14 protein-coding genes and 3 tRNA genes are annotated in these 18,371 nt (G+C 46.1%); 4 read left to right on the forward strand and 13 right to left on the reverse strand.

All coding sequences use genetic code 11. The annotated features are described in order from the left end of the window. Nucleotides 1–73: 73 nt before the first annotated feature. The 9 genes from ppiD to CEQ32_RS07295 all read right to left on the reverse strand — a co-directional run bounded on the left by ppiD (nucleotide 74) and on the right by CEQ32_RS07295 (nucleotide 9,169). Nucleotides 74–1,939, reverse strand: a complete 1,866-nt coding sequence (ppiD, locus tag CEQ32_RS07255) for a peptidylprolyl isomerase (protein WP_037428149.1) — start codon at nucleotides 1,937–1,939, stop codon at nucleotides 74–76. 226 nt (nucleotides 1,940–2,165) lie between these two features. Continuing rightward, on the reverse strand, nucleotides 2,166–2,438 hold the full coding sequence (gene hupB / locus CEQ32_RS07260; protein ID WP_006081127.1) for a nucleoid-associated protein HU-beta: 273 nt from the start codon (nucleotides 2,436–2,438) through the stop codon (nucleotides 2,166–2,168). Between the two features lie 259 nt (nucleotides 2,439–2,697). After that, a complete protein-coding gene (gene lon / locus CEQ32_RS07265; protein ID WP_037428151.1) occupies nucleotides 2,698–5,055 on the reverse strand; it encodes an endopeptidase La in 2,358 nt (785 codons plus the stop codon). 132 nt (nucleotides 5,056–5,187) lie between these two features. Continuing rightward, nucleotides 5,188–6,468 (reverse strand): ATP-dependent protease ATP-binding subunit ClpX, encoded by a 1,281-nt coding sequence (clpX, locus tag CEQ32_RS07270; protein WP_037417195.1) that lies wholly within the window; start codon nucleotides 6,466–6,468, stop codon nucleotides 5,188–5,190. A gap of 99 nt (nucleotides 6,469–6,567) precedes the next feature. Next, nucleotides 6,568–7,176 (reverse strand): ATP-dependent Clp endopeptidase proteolytic subunit ClpP, encoded by a 609-nt coding sequence (clpP, locus tag CEQ32_RS07275; RefSeq protein WP_037417193.1) that lies wholly within the window; start codon nucleotides 7,174–7,176, stop codon nucleotides 6,568–6,570. Nucleotides 7,177–7,265: 89 nt separating this feature from the next. Beyond that, nucleotides 7,266–8,570 (reverse strand): trigger factor, encoded by a 1,305-nt coding sequence (gene tig / locus CEQ32_RS07280; RefSeq protein WP_047538512.1) that lies wholly within the window; start codon nucleotides 8,568–8,570, stop codon nucleotides 7,266–7,268. A 261-nt stretch (nucleotides 8,571–8,831) separates the two neighbouring features. Further along, nucleotides 8,832–8,907, reverse strand: a tRNA-His gene (locus tag CEQ32_RS07285). A 9-nt stretch (nucleotides 8,908–8,916) separates the two neighbouring features. Next, a tRNA-Arg gene (locus tag CEQ32_RS07290) sits at nucleotides 8,917–8,993 on the reverse strand. A gap of 99 nt (nucleotides 8,994–9,092) precedes the next feature. Continuing rightward, nucleotides 9,093–9,169: transfer RNA gene (locus CEQ32_RS07295), tRNA-Pro, on the reverse strand. A 351-nt stretch (nucleotides 9,170–9,520) separates the two neighbouring features. On the opposite strand from CEQ32_RS07295, the gene folD reads away from it, so the two are divergent. After that, entirely contained in the window at nucleotides 9,521–10,375 is an 855-nt protein-coding gene (gene folD, locus CEQ32_RS07300) for a bifunctional methylenetetrahydrofolate dehydrogenase/methenyltetrahydrofolate cyclohydrolase FolD (RefSeq protein ID WP_037428154.1), read from the forward strand. A gap of 53 nt (nucleotides 10,376–10,428) precedes the next feature. On the opposite strand, the gene CEQ32_RS07305 is transcribed toward folD, so the two are convergent. After that, nucleotides 10,429–11,751, reverse strand: coding sequence for an IS4-like element ISSba6 family transposase (locus CEQ32_RS07305; protein ID WP_088585763.1), 1,323 nt, complete (start codon nucleotides 11,749–11,751; stop codon nucleotides 10,429–10,431). Between the two features lie 145 nt (nucleotides 11,752–11,896). Then, entirely contained in the window at nucleotides 11,897–13,276 is a 1,380-nt protein-coding gene (gene cysS, locus CEQ32_RS07310; RefSeq protein WP_037427925.1) for a cysteine--tRNA ligase, read from the reverse strand. Nucleotides 13,277–13,416: 140 nt separating this feature from the next. On the opposite strand from cysS, the gene CEQ32_RS07315 reads away from it, so the two are divergent. Then, entirely contained in the window at nucleotides 13,417–13,908 is a 492-nt protein-coding gene (locus tag CEQ32_RS07315) for a peptidylprolyl isomerase (RefSeq protein ID WP_011623251.1), read from the forward strand. A gap of 9 nt (nucleotides 13,909–13,917) precedes the next feature. Further along, nucleotides 13,918–14,637, forward strand: a complete 720-nt coding sequence (locus tag CEQ32_RS07320) for a UDP-2,3-diacylglucosamine diphosphatase (protein ID WP_037427923.1) — start codon at nucleotides 13,918–13,920, stop codon at nucleotides 14,635–14,637. Nucleotides 14,638–14,710: 73 nt separating this feature from the next. On the opposite strand, the gene miaE is transcribed toward CEQ32_RS07320, so the two are convergent. Further along, entirely contained in the window at nucleotides 14,711–15,493 is a 783-nt protein-coding gene (gene miaE / locus CEQ32_RS07325) for a tRNA isopentenyl-2-thiomethyl-A-37 hydroxylase MiaE (RefSeq protein ID WP_037427922.1), read from the reverse strand. A gap of 280 nt (nucleotides 15,494–15,773) precedes the next feature. Here miaE and CEQ32_RS07330 point away from each other — a divergent pair, with 280 nt between their 5' ends. After that, a complete protein-coding gene (locus CEQ32_RS07330) occupies nucleotides 15,774–16,370 on the forward strand; it encodes a Yip1 family protein (protein ID WP_037427921.1) in 597 nt (198 codons plus the stop codon). Between the two features lie 193 nt (nucleotides 16,371–16,563). Here the strand turns inward: CEQ32_RS07330 and glnS are convergent, their stop codons facing one another. Next, nucleotides 16,564–18,234 (reverse strand): glutamine--tRNA ligase, encoded by a 1,671-nt coding sequence (glnS, locus tag CEQ32_RS07335; protein WP_037417167.1) that lies wholly within the window; start codon nucleotides 18,232–18,234, stop codon nucleotides 16,564–16,566. Nucleotides 18,235–18,371: the final 137 nt, after the last annotated feature.

Raw genomic sequence — 18,371 nt, forward strand, 5'->3', positions numbered from 1 at the left:
CTATTTGATTAGCAAAACACTTTATATTTGCTTTGCGAACATAAGGGATAGACTGAGTTATCCCTTATCACCATCAACCTTCTACAGGGTAATGAATTTTTGCATTCGCTTTCAGTGACTCGATCAGACCGCGGTAATCCGCTTCGCTGTATTGTGCATTTAGGCGTTGTTTTAGTGCATTGACTAACTCATCACTAACAGACTCAGCCGCGTTCACTTTGTCCAGTGCAATCACAGCATAGCCATTTGCTAAAGCGACAGTATCAACCACAGGTGCAGCACTCGGCGTTGGCATTTGGAAGGTTTTAGTCACAATGGCCGCGTCTAAATCCTGTGCACCACGCCCCAATTTAGCCTTAGCGATTAAGCTCACATCAGCAGCGCCCGCTTTCACTTGCGCCATTAACTCTTCTGCTTTAGCACGTGCTGCTGCGTTCGCTTGATCTTGCTTTAAACGCTCTGCGATGTCGGCCTTCACTTCGGCTAATGGCATAGTGCCCGCATCGTGATGTTCTTTCATGCGAATAACCACTACGTGATTCGGTTCAAGCTCAATCACTTCACTATTTAGCCCTTGGCGCATCACTGAGTCTGAAAATGCTGCTTTTACTACATCAGGCTTATTCAATGCCGCTGGCACATCATCACGTGAAAATAGCGGCGTTGTCTTAATCTCAACACCCACCACTTTTGCGGTTTCGGCTAAGGTATCAGGTACTTCATAACTGGTATCAGCCAGTTTGCTCTGCAAGCTATAGAATTGATCTACCGCTTTTTTCTCTTGTAACTGAGCAATAATCTTAGTTTTAACGTCGGCAAAGGGCACTGTGGTACCAGGCTGAACGTCTAACAGTTTGATGATGTGGAAACCAAAATCTGTTTTGACGACTGCTGAGTGTTGACCTTTTTGCAGAGCAAAAAGCGCAGCATCGAATGAGGGGTCCATCACACCGGGCTCAAACCAGTCTAATTTACCGCCCTGCTCTGCACTTAACGTGTCTTCAGAATTGGCTTTGGCTAACTCAGCAAAATCAGCACCGTTATCTAACTGCTTGGCTAAATCTTCAGCCTTGGCTTTCGCTGCGGCTTCATCGCTACCTGGAGCAATCAGAATGTGCGCGGCTAAACGTTTCTCGTTAGACACATATTGCGTCTTATGCTCATCGTAGTAAGCCTGAGCTTCTTCTTCGGTCACTTTGCTGTCTTTGGCAAAATCAGCCGCGTTTAACTCAACATATTCTAAACTCACCTTCTCTGGGCTCATAAACTGGCCCTGGTTGGCGTCATAGTAGTTTTTTACTTGCTCGTCTGTCACAGAGGCATTGGCAAGGTATGGCGCAGAGTCCACCACTAAATAACGAATGTCGCGAGTTTGGCCTTGCAGCTCAGCTAATTGTTTAGCTTCACCGGGTAATACAAATTCAGTGCCCACTAACGCCGCTGTTAACTGACGACGAGTCATATCGACACGCATCATGCTTCTAAAGGTTTGTGGCTGATAACCTAACTGACGCAAAATAGCCTGATAACGGTCGTTATCAAATTTACCGTCAGTTTGGAAAGCGGGTTCAGATTTAATCGCTGCAATAATTTGTTCGTCAGAAACACGTAATCCCATCGCAGCGGCAGCTTGATCGATCAGTTTGTCTGCCACTAGACGCTCGAGAACGCTCTGCTTAATGCTTTCTAGGTATCTTTCGTCCGCAGATAGGGCAGCAAACATTTCGCCCAGTTGTTGTTCCATACGAGCGCGTTCGCTCTGGTAGGCTTGTTCTAACTCGGCTTTAGTGATCTTGTCACCGTTGACTTCTGCGGCAGGTACATCGGAAGTTGAGCCCAAATAGCTACTCACCCCTGCAAATGCAAAAGATAAAATCACAAGTACGAGAATGCCTTTAGCAATCACGCCTTGCGAACCATCGCGGATCTTTTCTAACATCAGATATCTCGCTCGTTGCGATTAACAAAATAAAAAGGCGCATCAGCTTGAGATGCGCCTTTCTGTAATTAATAGGGATTATTCAGACGCTACCACTGGTAAGTGCTAAAACCCCGAGTAATGGTAGAAATTGACCTTCAAAATCCATTACTTTCAATTCGTAAAAAGCACTGTTTAAACAGTGCTTATCATTACGAACGCCTTACAAAGGCTGCGATATCAAAAATTAATTGACAGCGTCTTTCAGAGCTTTACCCGCTTTAAAAGCTGGGATCTTTGCTGCTGCGATTTTGATTTCTTCACCCGTTTGTGGGTTGCGGCCAGTGCGTTCAGCGCGCTCACGCACTTCAAAAGTACCAAAACCAACAAGAGAAATTTTATCGCCTTCTTTCAAACCTTCAGTCACAGCTGCGATAAAAGAATCCAGTGCACGGCCGGCAGCGGCTTTAGAAATGTCAGCACCAGAAGCGATTTTCTCGATTAGTTCAGATTTGTTCATGTCATCCCCTTGAATGTAATTTTTTTGCGCCGCAACCAAATCCGTCTCTAGAGCGGTCTGCGGAGGCTTTTATAACAAGCTTGAATTCAAAGTTCAAGCTGAGTTCGAAAACCAAAGAAATAAAACTAGATACAGCTCAAAGCCAGTTGCCCCAAGGGCTTGGAGCAGCTGGCTCTCCACTGACCTAGGCTACCACAGGTCTGCGCTTTGTTAAGCCCCTTTTTTCATTTTTTTTAACGTCATAGCGCATTTTCTTGCGTTATGCCAAGTTTTTAACCACTTCGAAGCCTTCAACGGGTCTTTCTAGCGCCAGTTTTAACACTTCGTCGACCCAACGCACAGGGCGAATTTCTAAATCGGCAATGACATTGGCAGGAATTTCTTCCAGATCGCGCTCATTTTCTTTTGGAATAAGCACCAATTTAATGCCACCGCGATGTGCTGCCAGCAGTTTTTCTTTTAAACCACCGATAGGTAACACTTCACCGCGTAAGGTAATTTCACCCGTCATGGCCACATCGGCGCGCACAGGGTTTCCAGTGAGGCTGGAAACAAGCGCAGTACACATTGCAGCACCTGCGGATGGACCATCCTTCGGCGTTGCTCCTTCTGGTACGTGCACATGGATATCACGCTTCTCATAAAAGTCGCCATTGATACCCAATTGTTCCGCACGGGCGCGAACAACTGTCATCGCCGCTTGAATCGACTCTTGCATCACATCGCCAAGTGAGCCTGTGTAAGTCAACTTGCCTTTGCCGGGCACTGAAGTCGCTTCAATGGTGAGCAAATCACCACCCACTTCAGTCCAAGCCAACCCTGTGACTTGACCGATTTGGTTGTTCGATTCCGCCTTGCCATAGTCAAAACGCTGCACACCGAGGAAAGACTTGAGATTATCCGCGGTGACTGTAACTGACTTGATGGATTTATCCAGCAGGATCATTTTCACGACCTTACGGCAAATCTTAGACAACTCACGTTCTAGCGCCCGCACACCCGCTTCACGGGTGTAGTAGCGGATGATGCCGACTATCGCACTGTCTTCGATATGAATTTCATTCGCTTTAAGGCCGTTACGCTCGATTTGTTTCGTCAATAAATGCTGCTTAGCGATATTGAGTTTTTCATCTTCGGTATAACCCGACAGACGGATCACTTCCATACGATCTAAAAGTGGCCCCGGAATATTCATCGAATTCGAGGTCGCCACGAACATTACATCGGATAAGTCGTAGTCGACTTCGAGGTAATGGTCGTTAAAAGTCGCGTTTTGTTCAGGATCGAGCACCTCTAATAGTGCTGATGCTGGGTCGCCACGCATGTCCGAACTCATTTTGTCGATTTCATCCAGCAGGAATAAGGGGTTTTTCACGCCCACTTTGGCCATTTTTTGGATGATTTTACCTGGCATAGAGCCAATGTAGGTGCGGCGATGTCCGCGAATTTCCGCTTCATCACGCACGCCGCCTAAGGCAACACGCACATACTTACGACCCGTCGCCTTGGCAATCGATTGACCGAGTGAGGTTTTACCCACACCTGGTGGTCCAACTAAACACAGGATTGGCCCTTTCAGTTGACGCACACGGCTCTGCACCGCCAAGTATTCCAGAATACGGTCTTTGACCTTTTCCAAACCATAGTGGTCAGTATCCAATACCTCTTGGGCTTTCGCTAAATCACGTTTGATTTTAGAGCGTTGACTCCAAGGCACAGACGTCATCCAATCCACATAGCTACGAACCACGGTCGCTTCGGCAGACATCGGCGACATCATACGTAATTTGTTCAGTTCAGCGACCGCCTTTTCTTTGGCATCGCTTGGCATATTGGCTTCTTCAATCTTACGATTTAAGACTTCAAATTCGTCATGGCCTTCGTCTAAGTCACCCAATTCTTTTTGGATGGCTTTCATTTGCTCGTTCAGATAGTACTCACGTTGGCTCTTTTCCATCTGCTTTTTAACGCGGGTGCGGATGCGTTTTTCAACCTGTAACAGGTCAATTTCCGACTCCATCATCGCCATTAAATATTCAAGACGTTCGCCAATATTGGTCATCTCAAGGACAGATTGTTTGTCCTCAAGCTTAAGCGGCATGTGAGCCGCCATCGTGTCTGCAAGGCGTGCCGCTTCATCGATACCTGAAAGCGAGGTTAAAACCTCTGGCGGGATCTTCTTGTTGAGCTTGATATAGCCTTCAAATTGGCCAATCGCGCTACGAACCAAGACTTCCTCTTCTTTGTCTTCTAAAGGCTCAGATTCGAGATATTCAGCCTTAGCCACAAAGAAATCTGCTTCTTGGGTATAACGCGTAATACGGGCGCGGCGACCACCTTCGACCAGCACCTTGACTGTACCGTCTGGTAGTTTCAGCAGTTGCAGAATAGATGCCACGGTACCAACGTCAAAGATATCGTCCTTGGTCGGCTCATCTAACTCAGCATCACGCTGAGCAACTAAAATAATTTGCTTATCCTGGGCCATTGCCGTTTCGAGACAACGAATCGATTTTTCTCGGCCAACGAACAACGGAATTACCATATGGGGATAGACCACCACATCTCTCAGTGGCAGCACGGGGAGTTCGATATGCGCTTCACGCTCTAAGGTCATAGTTCGATTCCGTTTAAATAAAAGGGATTTGTTAAGGAGTATATTGGGGCGGTTTAGGCCCTTTCAATGGTCAATACGAAAAAAGGAGCCCATTGGACTCCTTGATTTTCAGTTTATTAGCTATCTGTACAATTATTGTTCGCCAGAAGCCGCCTGTGCTTCATTGCGCTCATAAATCAGAATCGGTGCAGACTCACCATTAACCACTGACTCATCGACAACCGCTTTCACTACACCTTCTATCGATGGGATATCATACATAGTATCAAGTAAGATACCTTCTACGATGGAGCGTAAACCACGGGCACCTGTTTTACGTGACATGGCTTTATGGGCAATCGCTTTAAGTGCATCTTCGCGAAACTCTAATTCGACACCTTCCATCTCAAACAGTGCGTTGTACTGCTTAGTTAAGGCATTTTTAGGCTCAGACAGAATTTGCACTAATGCATCTTCATCCAATTCAGTTAGTGTAGCAACGACAGGTAGACGGCCGATAAACTCGGGGATCAAGCCGTATTTAACTAAATCGCCTGGCTCAACTTGAGACAGGGTTTCAGATATCGTTGCTTTATCTTTTTCGCCTTTAACTTGCGCACCAAAACCGATACCCGAACCAACATGAGCACGTTGTTCAATCACCTTTTCAAGACCCGCAAATGCACCACCACAAATAAAGAGGATCTTAGAGGTATCTACCTGTAAAAACTCTTGCTGTGGATGCTTACGTCCACCTTGAGGCGGAACCGCGGCAACCGTACCTTCGATAAGTTTCAGCAGTGCTTGCTGCACGCCTTCACCCGATACGTCACGGGTAATCGAGGGGTTATCCGATTTACGGCTGATTTTGTCGATTTCGTCGATATACACGATACCACGCTGCGCTTTCTCAACGTCGTAATCGCACTTTTGCAGCAGCTTTTGAATGATGTTTTCAACGTCTTCACCCACATAACCGGCTTCAGTTAAGGTGGTAGCGTCTGCCATAGTAAATGGGACATTCAATGAGCGCGCGAGCGTTTCGGCCAGCAGTGTTTTACCGCTGCCCGTTGGACCAATCAGCAGAATGTTACTCTTGCCCAATTCCACCCCATCTTTAGGGGATGAATTTCTCAGACGTTTATAGTGATTGTATACCGCAACAGAAAGGACTTTTTTAGCTCTGTCCTGCCCAATGACATAATCATCTAAATGTGCACGCAACTCATGTGGCGTGGGTAATTTATCATTATCACGCTTGGGGGAGATTTCTTTAATCTCTTCACGAATAATGTCATTACATAACTCGACACATTCGTCGCATACATATACTGATGGGCCTGCAATCAGTTTTCTGACTTCATGCTGGCTCTTACCGCAAAAAGAGCAGTACAGCAATTTACCGCTGTCACCATTATTTTTGTTGTCGCCCATTAATTACCTCATTTGCAGTCTGCTCTACTGCTTATCTTAAACTTGTTCACTTTAAACTCAGCGTTGCTTTACAGAGCATAGCCCAGTCAAAAGTAAAAATCAGCTGCGTTTAGTCATCACTGCGTCAACTAAACCATATTCCACAGCTTGAGTAGCGCTCATGAAGTTATCACGATCAGTATCACGCTCAATTACTTCGAGTGGCTGGCCCGTATGCTCTGACAGCATCAGGTTCAGTTTATGCTTGATGCCTAAGATTTCTTGGGCATGAATAGCGATATCAGAAGCCTGACCTTGGAATCCACCCAGTGGTTGGTGGATCATCACACGAGAATTAGGTAAGCAGAAACGCTTGCCCTTTTCACCGCCAGCTAATAAAAACGCACCCATACTGGCCGCTTGACCAATACACACCGTACTCACATTAGGCTTAATAAATTGCATGGTATCGTAAATCGCCATGCCCGCGGTGACTGACCCACCGGGTGAGTTGATATATAAAAAGATATCTTTATCTGGGCTTTCTGATTCGAGGAATAGCAACTGCGCCACAATCAGATTCGCCATATGCTCTTCAACTTGACCCACTAAAAAGATAATCCGCTCTTTTAACAGACGAGAATAAATGTCGAATGAGCGTTCACCCTTAGCAGTCTGTTCGATCACCATAGGCACTAAAGCACTTTGTATGTCTGACGCATTATGCATTATTCATTTCCCTAAATAAAAATGGCTCGCATGAGGAGCCTCATACGAGCCATTATAAATGGCGAACTGCCAATCAAGTCAAGCTTAGCTTATGCGCGACCTGTAGCCTTGTTCATAAATTCTTCAAAAGCGACTTCTTTTTCGGTCACTTTGGCTGTTTTAAGCAGTGCTTCAACAGCTTGCTCTTCAAGCGCAACGTTGCGCATGTTTTGCATCAGCTCTTTATTGCTGTTGTAATACGCAATCACTTCACTTGGATCTTCATAAGCAGAAGCCATAGAAGCGATTAAGCCTTGTACACGCTCATCTTCCGCTTTCAGCTCGTTAGTCTTGATGACTTCGCCTAATAACAGACCGATCTTCACGCGACGAGCTGCTTGCTCAGTGAATAATTCAGCTGGCAGTTCAGGCATGTTCGCCGTTTGACCGCCGAAACGTTGCATCGCTTGTTGACGCAATACGTTAACTTCACCATCGATCAGTGCTTTTGGCAGTTCGATGTCATTGTTAGCTAATAAACCTGCGATCACTTGCTCTTTCACATTAGCTTTTAACGCTTGCTCAAGCTCACGGTTCATGTTCTTACGGATTTCAGCTTTAAGGGCTTCTAAACCACCTTCGCTGATACCGAATAATGCTGCAAACTCATCGTTTACTTCAGGTAAGTTAGCCGCTAATACTTCAGTTAAGGTGATAGCAAACTTAGCTGCTTTACCTTTTAAGTTTTCAGCGTGATATTCTTCAGGGAAAGTCACGTCGATAACGAACTCTTCACCGGCTTTGTGACCTAAGATACCCGCTTCAAAACCTGGGATCATACGGTTACTACCTAATTGCAGTTCGAAATCTTCAGCTTTGCCGCCTTCGAATTCAACACCATCAACTGAACCCACAAAGTTCATTTTCACTTTGTCGCCGTCAGCTGCTTCACGCTCAACAGCGGCGAAAGTCGCGTGTTGCTTACGTAAAGTTTCGATCATGCTGTCTACATCAGCATCGGTTACAGAGGCTTTTGGTTGCTCTACTTCGATTGCATCTAAACCTTTCAACTCAACTTCTGGGTAGATTTCGAAAGTTGCTACGAATTCGAATTTTTCACCGTCAGTTGCACCTGGAACGAAAGTTGGTGCACCTGCTGGGTTTAATTTCTCAGCGATGATCGCTTCGATAAAGTTACGTTGCATCACTTCACCAGTGATGTCTTGACGAATAGCTGCGCCATAACGTTTGTTGATTACAGTAACAGGCACTTTGCCAGGACGGAAACCTGGGATACGAGCACGCTTAGCTTCACGTTGTAAACTGTCTTTAACCAGTTTTTCAATTTGTTCAGCAGGAACAGAAATGGTCAGGCGACGCTCTAGGCCTTGGGTTGCTTCAACAGAAACTTGCATTGTTTTACCTCGAAATTTGTCTAACGTCCTTTGTAATAGTCGAATCTTCAACTATTCAGGTATTCGTTTCTTGATCATTAAATTTGACTACAATGCCCACCACTACTGGCTTTTGGCACAGGTCGCTGTTAGTTGATATCTATCAAGACGCGACATTATAGCCACCGTTTTGTGCAGAGTCGAGCCTCAACGGCCGAATCTAGGGTATAAAAAAAGCGACCAGAGGTCGCTTTTTTTATTTTGTACTCAAAGTACTAAAAATGGGGTGACTGATGGGGCTCGAACCCACGACAACCGGAATCACAATCCGGGACTCTACCAACTGAGCTACAATCACCACTGAAACTGGTACGCCCGGCAGGATTCGAACCTGCGACCACCCGCTTAGAAGGCGGGTGCTCTATCCAACTGAGCTACGGGCGCATGGTCTACAGATTACTCTGCATCCTAACCGGCGTTGGATAGCATTTGGCTATCCATGCTACTCGCTCATGTAAACACGCGAGCAAATAACAATTAAAGTGGTCGGTGATAGAGGATTCGAACCTCTGACCCTCTGGTCCCAAACCAGATGCGCTACCGGACTGCGCTAATCACCGAAGGTCTTACTATATTTGGCATTAACTCAGAGGGTTTCCTCTGTTCTGCTCTCATCCAAAATCTGGATTTATTACAGTACTGTGCTAATCACCAAAAAAGTCTTCAAAGCAAATCAACACATCTGCTCGAGAACGGAGCGCATCTTAGCCCCTCACTTTGCACCCGTCAACGATTTTTTTAACCGTTCATGCTAGATGCTGAATTATCAGTCGAATACGCTTTTTTTTATCCATTTCACGACGGCATTTGCCATGACACACCCGCTACGCCCTGTTAAAATAGCCGCGATTGCCAATCTCTGTGTTAACTACCGTTTTAACCATCGCCAATATAAAGGATATCCTACACCCATGACAGCCCAAATAATCGACGGCAAGGCGATTGCTCAATCCATCCGCACTCAACTGCGCGAAAAAGTTACCGCCCGTAAAGAGGCTGGACAACGCGTACCAGGTTTAGCCGTGATTCTCGTGGGAGCAGACCCCGCCTCTCAGGTTTATGTTGGTAGTAAACGTAAAGCCTGTGAAGAAGTGGGATTTATTTCTCGCTCCTACGATCTCGATACCAGCTGCAGCGAAGCTGAACTCTTAGCCTTGATTGATCAACTCAACGATGACCCTAACATTGATGGGATATTAGTGCAGTTACCATTACCGGCCCATATCGAAGACTCTAAAGTGATCGAGCGCATTCGCCCCGATAAAGATGTCGATGGTTTCCACCCCTATAACGTTGGCCGTTTAGCACAGCGTATTCCCGTATTACGCTCTTGCACGCCGATGGGCATTATGACACTCATTAAATCCACTGGCGTCGATACCTATGGCTTAGATGCGGTTGTCGTTGGTGCCTCGAACATTGTCGGCCGACCAATGACACTCGAGCTACTGCTTGCAGGCTGCACCACCACAACTTGCCATCGTTTTACTAAAAACCTCGAACAAAAAATTCGCCAAGCCGATTTAGTGGTGGTTGCCGTGGGTAAACCTGGCTTTATCCCCGGTGAATGGATCAAACCCGGCGCTATCGTTATCGATGTGGGTATTAACCGCTTAGAAAACGGCACCTTAGTGGGCGACGTACAATATGATGTTGCTGCGCAAAATGCTAGCTTTATCACACCTGTACCAGGCGGTGTGGGACCAATGACCATAGCCAGTCTTTTAGAAAACACCTTGTATGCCGCCGAGCAATATCACGACTAGGTTCTAGGTTCGGCAAGCATAAAAAAACCTGCATAATGCATAATGCCGTTCACTTAAGAGTGAACGGCATTTTTCTTTGGTCTAACCGGAAACTTGTTTTTGCTCATTTTAAGGACTCGTGGATATGCCCTTTCCCGTTTACCATCCAGCTTAAATTGCCGTGCATTTCGTTCTATATCCAATACGTCTCTCGGGACATTCCCCGGTGTTTGTGATGACAGTTGTGTCAACTTGAAGATGATATAACTCGCCGCATCCCGAAAACTCAGTTGATTGGGATGGACCGATGGCAAGCTTTTAGCCATCAGCAACATCTTATATCTAATGAGATTGTAGGCCAGTAGCACGCCCCATAACTCTTGAGTCACCAGCTCCGGTAGTTGACTGCGGAGCGTAAAACGGCTCTCCAGTAGATGTTGTTTCATCTCTCTATAGCCCAGTTCGATTTCCCATCGATGGGCATATAAGTCGACGATGTCTTCGCTGGGGTAACGCATCGGGTCTGTCAACGAGGTCAAAATGGCGACTGACTTACCTTTCACTGTCTTAGTGAGTAAACGCGCTTCAAGGGTATCTGGGAGCTGCGGCCATTTCTTTCTGGCTTGAGGTGTCGTGGTGAGTTTCACCCACTGGTCATGTTTCCCCAGCGTTCGCACTACTTCATATTGAGTGCCTTTCTTCAGTGGCAACAACCAGTGGCTATCAGGTTGCGCTTGCTGCCAAGCGTGCAGCAGGCCGAGCGAGTAAAATCCTCGGTCAAATAGGGTTAGGCTGTGATTGGGAATGCTAGGAATGAGCTGGGACGCTAAGTTCATTTCATTTTCGGCAACCGAATCAAAGGCGCTGTTGACCAATAAATGGCTGCTTAACTCCATCAAGCAAACCATGCGAATTTGCGGATAAGCCGCTTCGCCTAAAGCGTTGGCGGTTCGTCCAAAGGCGGCTTGATTTTGAACACTATCGGGTGTCCGCCACACGACACCGTCAACACCATACAAGTTAAGACCGCACCAATGAGGATGTTCAGCTCTCGCGTGCCAGGTATTGGCGCTGCGGCTAAATACTTCTCTAATAACCTCACTGCCCAATCGTTTACGCGCCTGAGTCACGGCGCTGCGTGCAACATAATCAATCTCTTGCGGCAAAACAATGTCGAGTTTGTTGATGAGTGACCGAACAGACTCCCCTCGGAACAAAGCCATTCCGATAACGGCCCAAATCATCGCGTCCATCGGCAATTTACGCCGTCTTAACGTCGCAACGCCCTGGGAGTCTAGGCAAGATTGAATTAACTCAGGTTCTAACACATCAGCTAAGCAGGTGAATTCGGTTAGGCGGGTAATATGGGTACGGGCGAGTGCTTCTGAGAGTTGCATAAAAAATCCGATGACATGAGGTCATCGGATTTTGATCTTTTCAGCGAGATCGTCAAGCGATCTGTCTTAACTGATCGGCATTATGCATAATGCAGGTTTTTTATTGGCTGAAGATTTTTTGATTAAAGACAATAGCTAATTAAGCCTATTTCTTACGCCAAGTGGTGCCACTTGGGCCATCCTCTAAGACCACACCAAGCTCATTTAAACGATTACGCGCCACGTCAGCCGCTGGCCAATCTTTTTCACTGCGAGCGCGGTTACGTTCAACGATCAATGCTTCAATCTCTGCAACCTCATCGTCACTGCCCTCACCTTTAAAGAAGGCCTCGGGAGATTGATGCAATAAGCCCAGCACATCAGCAAGTTGTTTCATTGACACGGCTAATGCAGAAGCCTCTGCCATATCAGTGAGTTTCAGACGGTTGATCTCACGCACCATATCAAACAGCACTGAATAGGCTTCTGGGGTGTTAAAGTCATCGTCCATTGCCGCTTTAAACTTAGCCACAAACTCTTCGGCAGGTGCCGGCGCTACAGTCAGGTCAACATCTTTAATCGCAGTGTATAAACGCTCTAACGCCGCACGCGCCTGCTTGAGGTTTTCTTCAGAGTAGTTGATTTGGCTACGATAATGACCCGATAGCAGGAAGTAACGCACGGTTTCAGCGTCGTAATGGCCTAATACATCACGAATGGTGAAGAAGTTACCCAAGGACTTGGACATCTTTTCGCGGTCAACCATCACCATGCCGGTGTGCATCCAGTAATTCACGTATGGCGTATCATGGGCGCAGCAAGACTGAGCAATTTCGTTCTCATGGTGTGGGAATTGTAAATCTGAACCGCCACCGTGAATATCAAAATGCAGACCTAAGTGCTTGCTGTTCATTGCCGAACATTCGATATGCCAGCCTGGACGACCCGGCCCCCATGGTGATTCCCATGTTGGTTCGCCCGGTTTGGACATTTTCCATAGCACGAAATCCATTGGATTTTGCTTGTTATCGTCAACCTCAACCCGTGCGCCCGCCTGTAATTGCTCCAGATTCTGACCTGATAGGCGACCATACTCAGGGAAAGAAGCCACACTGAACAGCACATCGCCATCAGCTGCCACATAGGCATGCCCGCGAGCGAGTAAACGCTCAACCATATCGATGATTTCGGCAATGTGCAGAGTGGCACGTGGTTCGAAATCGGGACGGATCATATTCAGCGCATCGAAATCCTTGTGCATTTCACCAATCAAGCGATCGGTTAATGTATTGCAGTCTTCTTGGTTTTCGTTAGCACGCTTGATGATTTTGTCATCAATATCGGTGATGTTGCGCTGGAAATTCACTTCATAACCCGCGTAACGCAGGTAGCGAACAATCATATCGAAGGAAACAAAAGTACGCCCATGGCCAATATGACAGAGATCGTAAACGGTCACGCCACATACATACATCCCAACTTTTCCGGGATTAATAGGCTTAAATTCCTGTTTTTGGCGGGTAATACTGTTGTAAATCTTCAACATCGGTATTCTCTTCAAAGATAGATTCAAGTGTAAAATCAAGGGGTCAGTCTACCACGCTGACGAGGGTTTTGAATACTGCACTTTGCGCGCAATCCGAGATAAGTTAGAATCGCGCCACTATTTACTGAGAGTATGAAAACATGATCACATTACACACTAATTTTGGCGACATTAAACTGCAACTGAACGCCGAAAAAGCCCCGCTGACCGTGGCAAACTTTATGAAATATGTTGACGAAGGTTTCTTCGACGGCACCATTTTCCACCGTGTAATTGACGGCTTTATGATCCAAGGCGGTGGTTTTACCGCTGAAATGAGCCAAAAACGTTGCCATGAGCCAGTGAAAAACGAAGCCAACAACGGTTTATCAAACCGTACTGGTACTATCGCGATGGCGCGTACTTCGGACCCACACTCAGCGACGGCTCAGTTTTTCATCAACGTCAACGATAACACCTTTCTCGATTTCAAATCTGAAAGCATGCAAGGTTGGGGTTACTGCGTGTTTGGTGAAGTGGTTGAAGGCATGGACATCGTTGAAAAAATCAAAGCTGTCAGCACTGGTAACCGTGGCATGCACCAAGATGTGCCATTAGAAGCGGTTGTGATTGAAAAAGTAAGTGCGGCCTAATTCCCTAGGATGCGAACCTTATTTATTGGCGATCTGCACTTAAGTGCCGATCGCCTCGATATCACCCAAGCCTTTAATCGTTTTCTCGATACCGAACTTGATGATGTAGATGCTCTCTATATTCTGGGGGATCTCTTTGAGGTATGGGTCGGCGACGATTTAGCCTTGCCCTTTGCCATCGAATTAGCGCGCAAGCTCAAGCAAGTCTCCCAAACCTTGCCCATCTACTTTATTCACGGTAATCGTGACTTTATGTTAGGCAAACAATTTGCCGATGCTGCGGGTATGCAAATGTTGCCCGAAGTCAAATGCTTAGATCTCTATGGTGTTAACACGGTTATTTTGCATGGCGACAGCTTGTGTACCTTAGATAAAGCCTACCAACGCTTTCGCAAATTACGCAGTTTTGCCTTTGCCCGTTGGCTTTATAGCTGTTTGCCGAAGAAAAAACGTCAAGCCATTGCCAATAAAATCCGCAGTAACAGCCAAAGCAGTAATCAGCAAAAAAGCTATGTGATTATGGACGTAGAACCCAGTGCGGTGAATGCGTTATTTGCTCAAACCCACAGCAAACAGATGATCCACGGTCATACCCATAGGCCTGCTATCCATGAATTAAACAATGGCTGCAAACGCATTGTAGTCGGTGATTGGTACGAGCAAGGCAGCGTGTTAGTGGTCAGCGCCGACGGTGTGGAGCTAAAAAGCCTGCCCTTCGACGCCAGCTAAGCACCTATAGCGTCTTCACCATTAACACATCTACCGCTAAGGCCTCATACCTGAATATGGTTGAGGCCGCTATTTATCTTTCCCACTGGGCAACTAAGGGTTGACCACTGTGGAAATGAAACTCCTCATCGGGCGCCATAATCAATTCGGCTTCTCTCTCGCCAAAATAAGCAACTCGCTCGCTGATATCCTCAGTCGATACTAACTGTGCCAGCTTAAGATAATCCTCAAAATGACGCGCCTCTGAGCGCAGCAGTGACACATAAAACTTACTTAACTCTGCATCCAAGTAAGGCGCTAATTTGGCAAAGCGCTCACAGGAGCGCGCCTCAATGTATGCACCCACAATCAACTTATCCCGCAGAATATCCTTCTCATGGGTGGTCACGTGGCTCATCATCCCTTTTGCGTAACGCCCAGCACGAATATTACGATATGGGATTTGCCGTGCGTGCATCAGCTCCAGCACTTGCTCAAAATGATGGAATTCTTCTTTTATCAAACGGATCAGTGGTGGGATCAGATCCTGTGCAAAAGCAAAATGTTGATTCGGCTGTAGATTGGCTACCAACTCATTCTTTTTGACATCACGAGCCAAAAACTGCTCGATATTGCGATCCTTATGATAAACAAATTCCTCATAGGGTTTCGCCCATGCCAATAGCGATTGTCCGCTGTCTTTATCCAAGGCATATCGCCTCAATAAGAACATCGCAGTCTGCGCCGCTTTTAGCTCACAATTACAATGGTCAATTAAGAGTTCATCTAACGAGGCAGAGGCTCTTGCTACATCAATCCAAGTTTGCGGCGTCTCACAACGAAGAAACGCATGAACAGGTGCCAGTAATTGCTGCATGGGATCACTCAAAAATCTTAAAGAAAATATCGCCATATTTTACGCGTAATTATCAACAAGCTATAGCTTTAGACACCAGTAAACTTGACTAGCTGAACTTTTTGTTCAATAAATAATCTACACTTTAAGAACTGAGATCCTGATCACGGCACATCTCAATTCAAAGAGTAGGCAATCGGGAGTTAAAGGGATTGTGGAGCATTAACCCTGATTGCAGAGCTGTTATCAGCTCGTCTGACGTTTGGCGAGCCAACATCAATGCTGAACAAGGATAATTATAATGATACTGAATCACTTAATGGGGTTATACACTCATCCAAAGCAAGAGTGGCATGCGATTGAACAAAACCATGAAGCACTCAAAAGCAGCTTAAGTCACGTTCTTCTCATCGCACTCATTCCCGCTGTCTGTAGCTTTATTGCAACAGCTTACATTGGCTGGAATCCAGGAGCTGGTGATCCTATTTATCTCACGCCGCAAAGTGCGATGTTTATGTCCGTAGGTATGTATTTTGGCCTAATTGCAGGCGTCTTTGCCCTCGCCTATTTAGCCTTTTGGATGGCAAAAACCTTCGATGCTCAGCCAACTTTCACCCAAGCATTAGAACTCGCGTCCTACACCGCAACACCGCTGTTTATGGTTGGTTTGGCGGCACTCTACCCAGTACTCTGGTTTATTATGATTGTTGGGCTGATTGGCTTAGCCTACTCGGTTTATCTGCTATATGCAGGTGTGCCCATTATTATGAATATCCCTGAAGAGAAAGGCTTTATTTACGCCAGTTCTATGGTCACAGCAGGTTTAGTGCTCTTGGTTGGATTAATGGCCACCAGTGTTATCCTCTGGAGCATTGGCTTTGGTCCTATGTACCAATAAGGGATTAATCCGCACTCAGGTGCAAACGACTTGAAATACTGATAGTGACAAATTGATAGTGGCAAATAGACGTGTTGAAAACGAAAAGTTGTAAAACAGAAAAGGCCCTTAGCTTGAAAACACTAAGGGCCTTTTTATTCTTTACTGCTGTTGACAGTTAGTCGCGACAGAGATTATCGCGGCCAACAACTTGCTATTCAAACGAGTCCCGCAGTGCAACTGTTAGGTTAAACACTAAATGCTCGGCTGAAGAGTCTTTATTGTCAGCACAGAAATAACCTTCACGCTCAAACTGATAAGCTTTTTCCGCTGGCGCATTCGCAAGGCTTGCTTCAACTAAACCATTAACCACTTCAAGTGAGTTAGGGTTAAGCACTTCATCCACTGTCTCGGCAGCAGCAGGATTTGGATCAGTGAACAAGCGTTGGTATAAACGGAACTCAGCAGGTTTAGCCGTAGTCGCTTCAACCCAATGGATTACGCCTTTCACCTTGCGACCATCGGCAGGGTTTTTACCTAAAGTATCGGCATCGTAGCTACAGTAGACGGTAGTGATATTACCTTCACTGTCTTTGTCACAACGTTCGGCTTTAATCACATAGGCGTTACGCAGGCGCACTTCTTTGCCCATGACTAGACGTTTGTACTGCTTATTGGCTTCTTCTCTGAAGTCAGCCACATCGATATACAGTTCGCGGCCAAAGGCGAGTTCGCGCGTCCCCATGCTTTCATCGCTTGGGTGAGAAGCCGCTTGAATCGTCTCGATTTGACCTTCTGGGTAGTTCTCAATCACCACTTTTAATGGGCGCAGTACGGCCATCGCACGTGGGGCATGTTCGTTTAGCTCTTCACGGATGCAGGCATCGAGCATCGCCGCTTCAATCATGTTTTCTTGCTTAGTGATACCAATACGTTGGCAAAACTCGCGGATAGACGCTGGGGTATAACCACGACGGCGTAGACCTGCAATTGTTGGCATACGGGGATCATCCCAGCCAGTTACTAACTTGCGTGTCACTAAGTCATTTAATTTACGCTTAGACATCAGCGTATATTCAAGATTTAAGCGTGAAAACTCATATTGACGAGTACGATTTGGCGCTTGGAAATCATCTAAATTATCGAGAACCCAGTCATACAGACGACGGTTGTCTTGGAACTCAAGTGTACATAATGAGTGAGTAATGTGCTCGAGCGCATCGGAAATACAGTGAGTAAAATCGTACATTGGATAAATGCACCACTTATCACCCGTTTGGTGATGGTGAGCAAAACGAATACGGTAAATCACCGGATCGCGCATACACATGAAAGGCGATGCCATATCAATCTTAGCGCGCAGCGCACATTCGCCCTCTTTGAATTCACCTAGACGCATTTTTTCAAATAAGCGCAGGTTTTCTTCCACAGGAGTATCGCGATAAGGGCTATTTTTACCAGGCTCTTTTAACGTGCCACGGTATTCACGGGTTTCATCAGCATTGAGAAAACACACATAGGCTAAGCCTTTATTGATTAACTCAACGGCATATTGATGTAATTGGTCGAAATAGTTAGAGGAATAACGCACCTCACCATCCCACTGGAATCCCAACCAACGCACATCCGCCTGAATAGAATTGACATAATCGATGTCTTCTTTTTCAGGGTTGGTATCATCAAATCGTAAGTTACAGAGACCTTGGTAATCGCGGGCGATGCCAAAGTTCAAACAGATGGACTTAGCATGACCTATATGTAAATAACCATTTGGCTCGGGTGGAAAACGCGTCTGCACACTCGTGTGCTTACCGCTTTTCAGATCCTCATCAATGATATTACGAATAAAGTTACTCGGACGTACTTCAGTGTCCACATGACTCATGGAATTCCTCTTTGCGAACAATGGCAATTTTAACAAAACCAGCATGATCCTACAGATCTCGGCCAGTTACAATGCCCAGTATTAAAAACTAAGGGTTATGCCGTGGATAGTAAAACAATAAAAGCAGCCGTGAAAGC

Source organism: Shewanella sp. FDAARGOS_354 (genome assembly GCF_002209245.2).
Taxonomy (GTDB): domain Bacteria; phylum Pseudomonadota; class Gammaproteobacteria; order Enterobacterales; family Shewanellaceae; genus Shewanella; species Shewanella xiamenensis.

Coding starts and splice junctions, on each gene's coding strand:
- CEQ32_RS07315 (WP_011623251.1), top strand. CDS start 13,417: ATGATCACATTACACACTAATTTTGGCGACATTAAACTGCAACTGAAC.
- lon (WP_037428151.1), bottom strand. CDS start 5,055: ATGACCTTAGAGCGTGAAGCGCATATCGAACTCCCCGTGCTGCCACTG.
- CEQ32_RS07330 (WP_037427921.1), top strand. CDS start 15,774: ATGATACTGAATCACTTAATGGGGTTATACACTCATCCAAAGCAAGAG.
- tig (WP_047538512.1), bottom strand. CDS start 8,570: ATGCAAGTTTCTGTTGAAGCAACCCAAGGCCTAGAGCGTCGCCTGACC.
- miaE (WP_037427922.1), bottom strand. CDS start 15,493: ATGCAGCAATTACTGGCACCTGTTCATGCGTTTCTTCGTTGTGAGACG.
- CEQ32_RS07320 (WP_037427923.1), top strand. CDS start 13,918: ATGCGAACCTTATTTATTGGCGATCTGCACTTAAGTGCCGATCGCCTC.
- clpP (WP_037417193.1), bottom strand. CDS start 7,176: ATGCATAATGCGTCAGACATACAAAGTGCTTTAGTGCCTATGGTGATC.
- folD (WP_037428154.1), top strand. CDS start 9,521: ATGACAGCCCAAATAATCGACGGCAAGGCGATTGCTCAATCCATCCGC.
- ppiD (WP_037428149.1), bottom strand. CDS start 1,939: ATGTTAGAAAAGATCCGCGATGGTTCGCAAGGCGTGATTGCTAAAGGC.
- clpX (WP_037417195.1), bottom strand. CDS start 6,468: ATGGGCGACAACAAAAATAATGGTGACAGCGGTAAATTGCTGTACTGC.
- glnS (WP_037417167.1), bottom strand. CDS start 18,234: ATGAGTCATGTGGACACTGAAGTACGTCCGAGTAACTTTATTCGTAAT.
- cysS (WP_037427925.1), bottom strand. CDS start 13,276: ATGTTGAAGATTTACAACAGTATTACCCGCCAAAAACAGGAATTTAAG.
- hupB (WP_006081127.1), bottom strand. CDS start 2,438: ATGAACAAATCTGAACTAATCGAGAAAATCGCTTCTGGTGCTGACATT.
- CEQ32_RS07305 (WP_088585763.1), bottom strand. CDS start 11,751: ATGCAACTCTCAGAAGCACTCGCCCGTACCCATATTACCCGCCTAACC.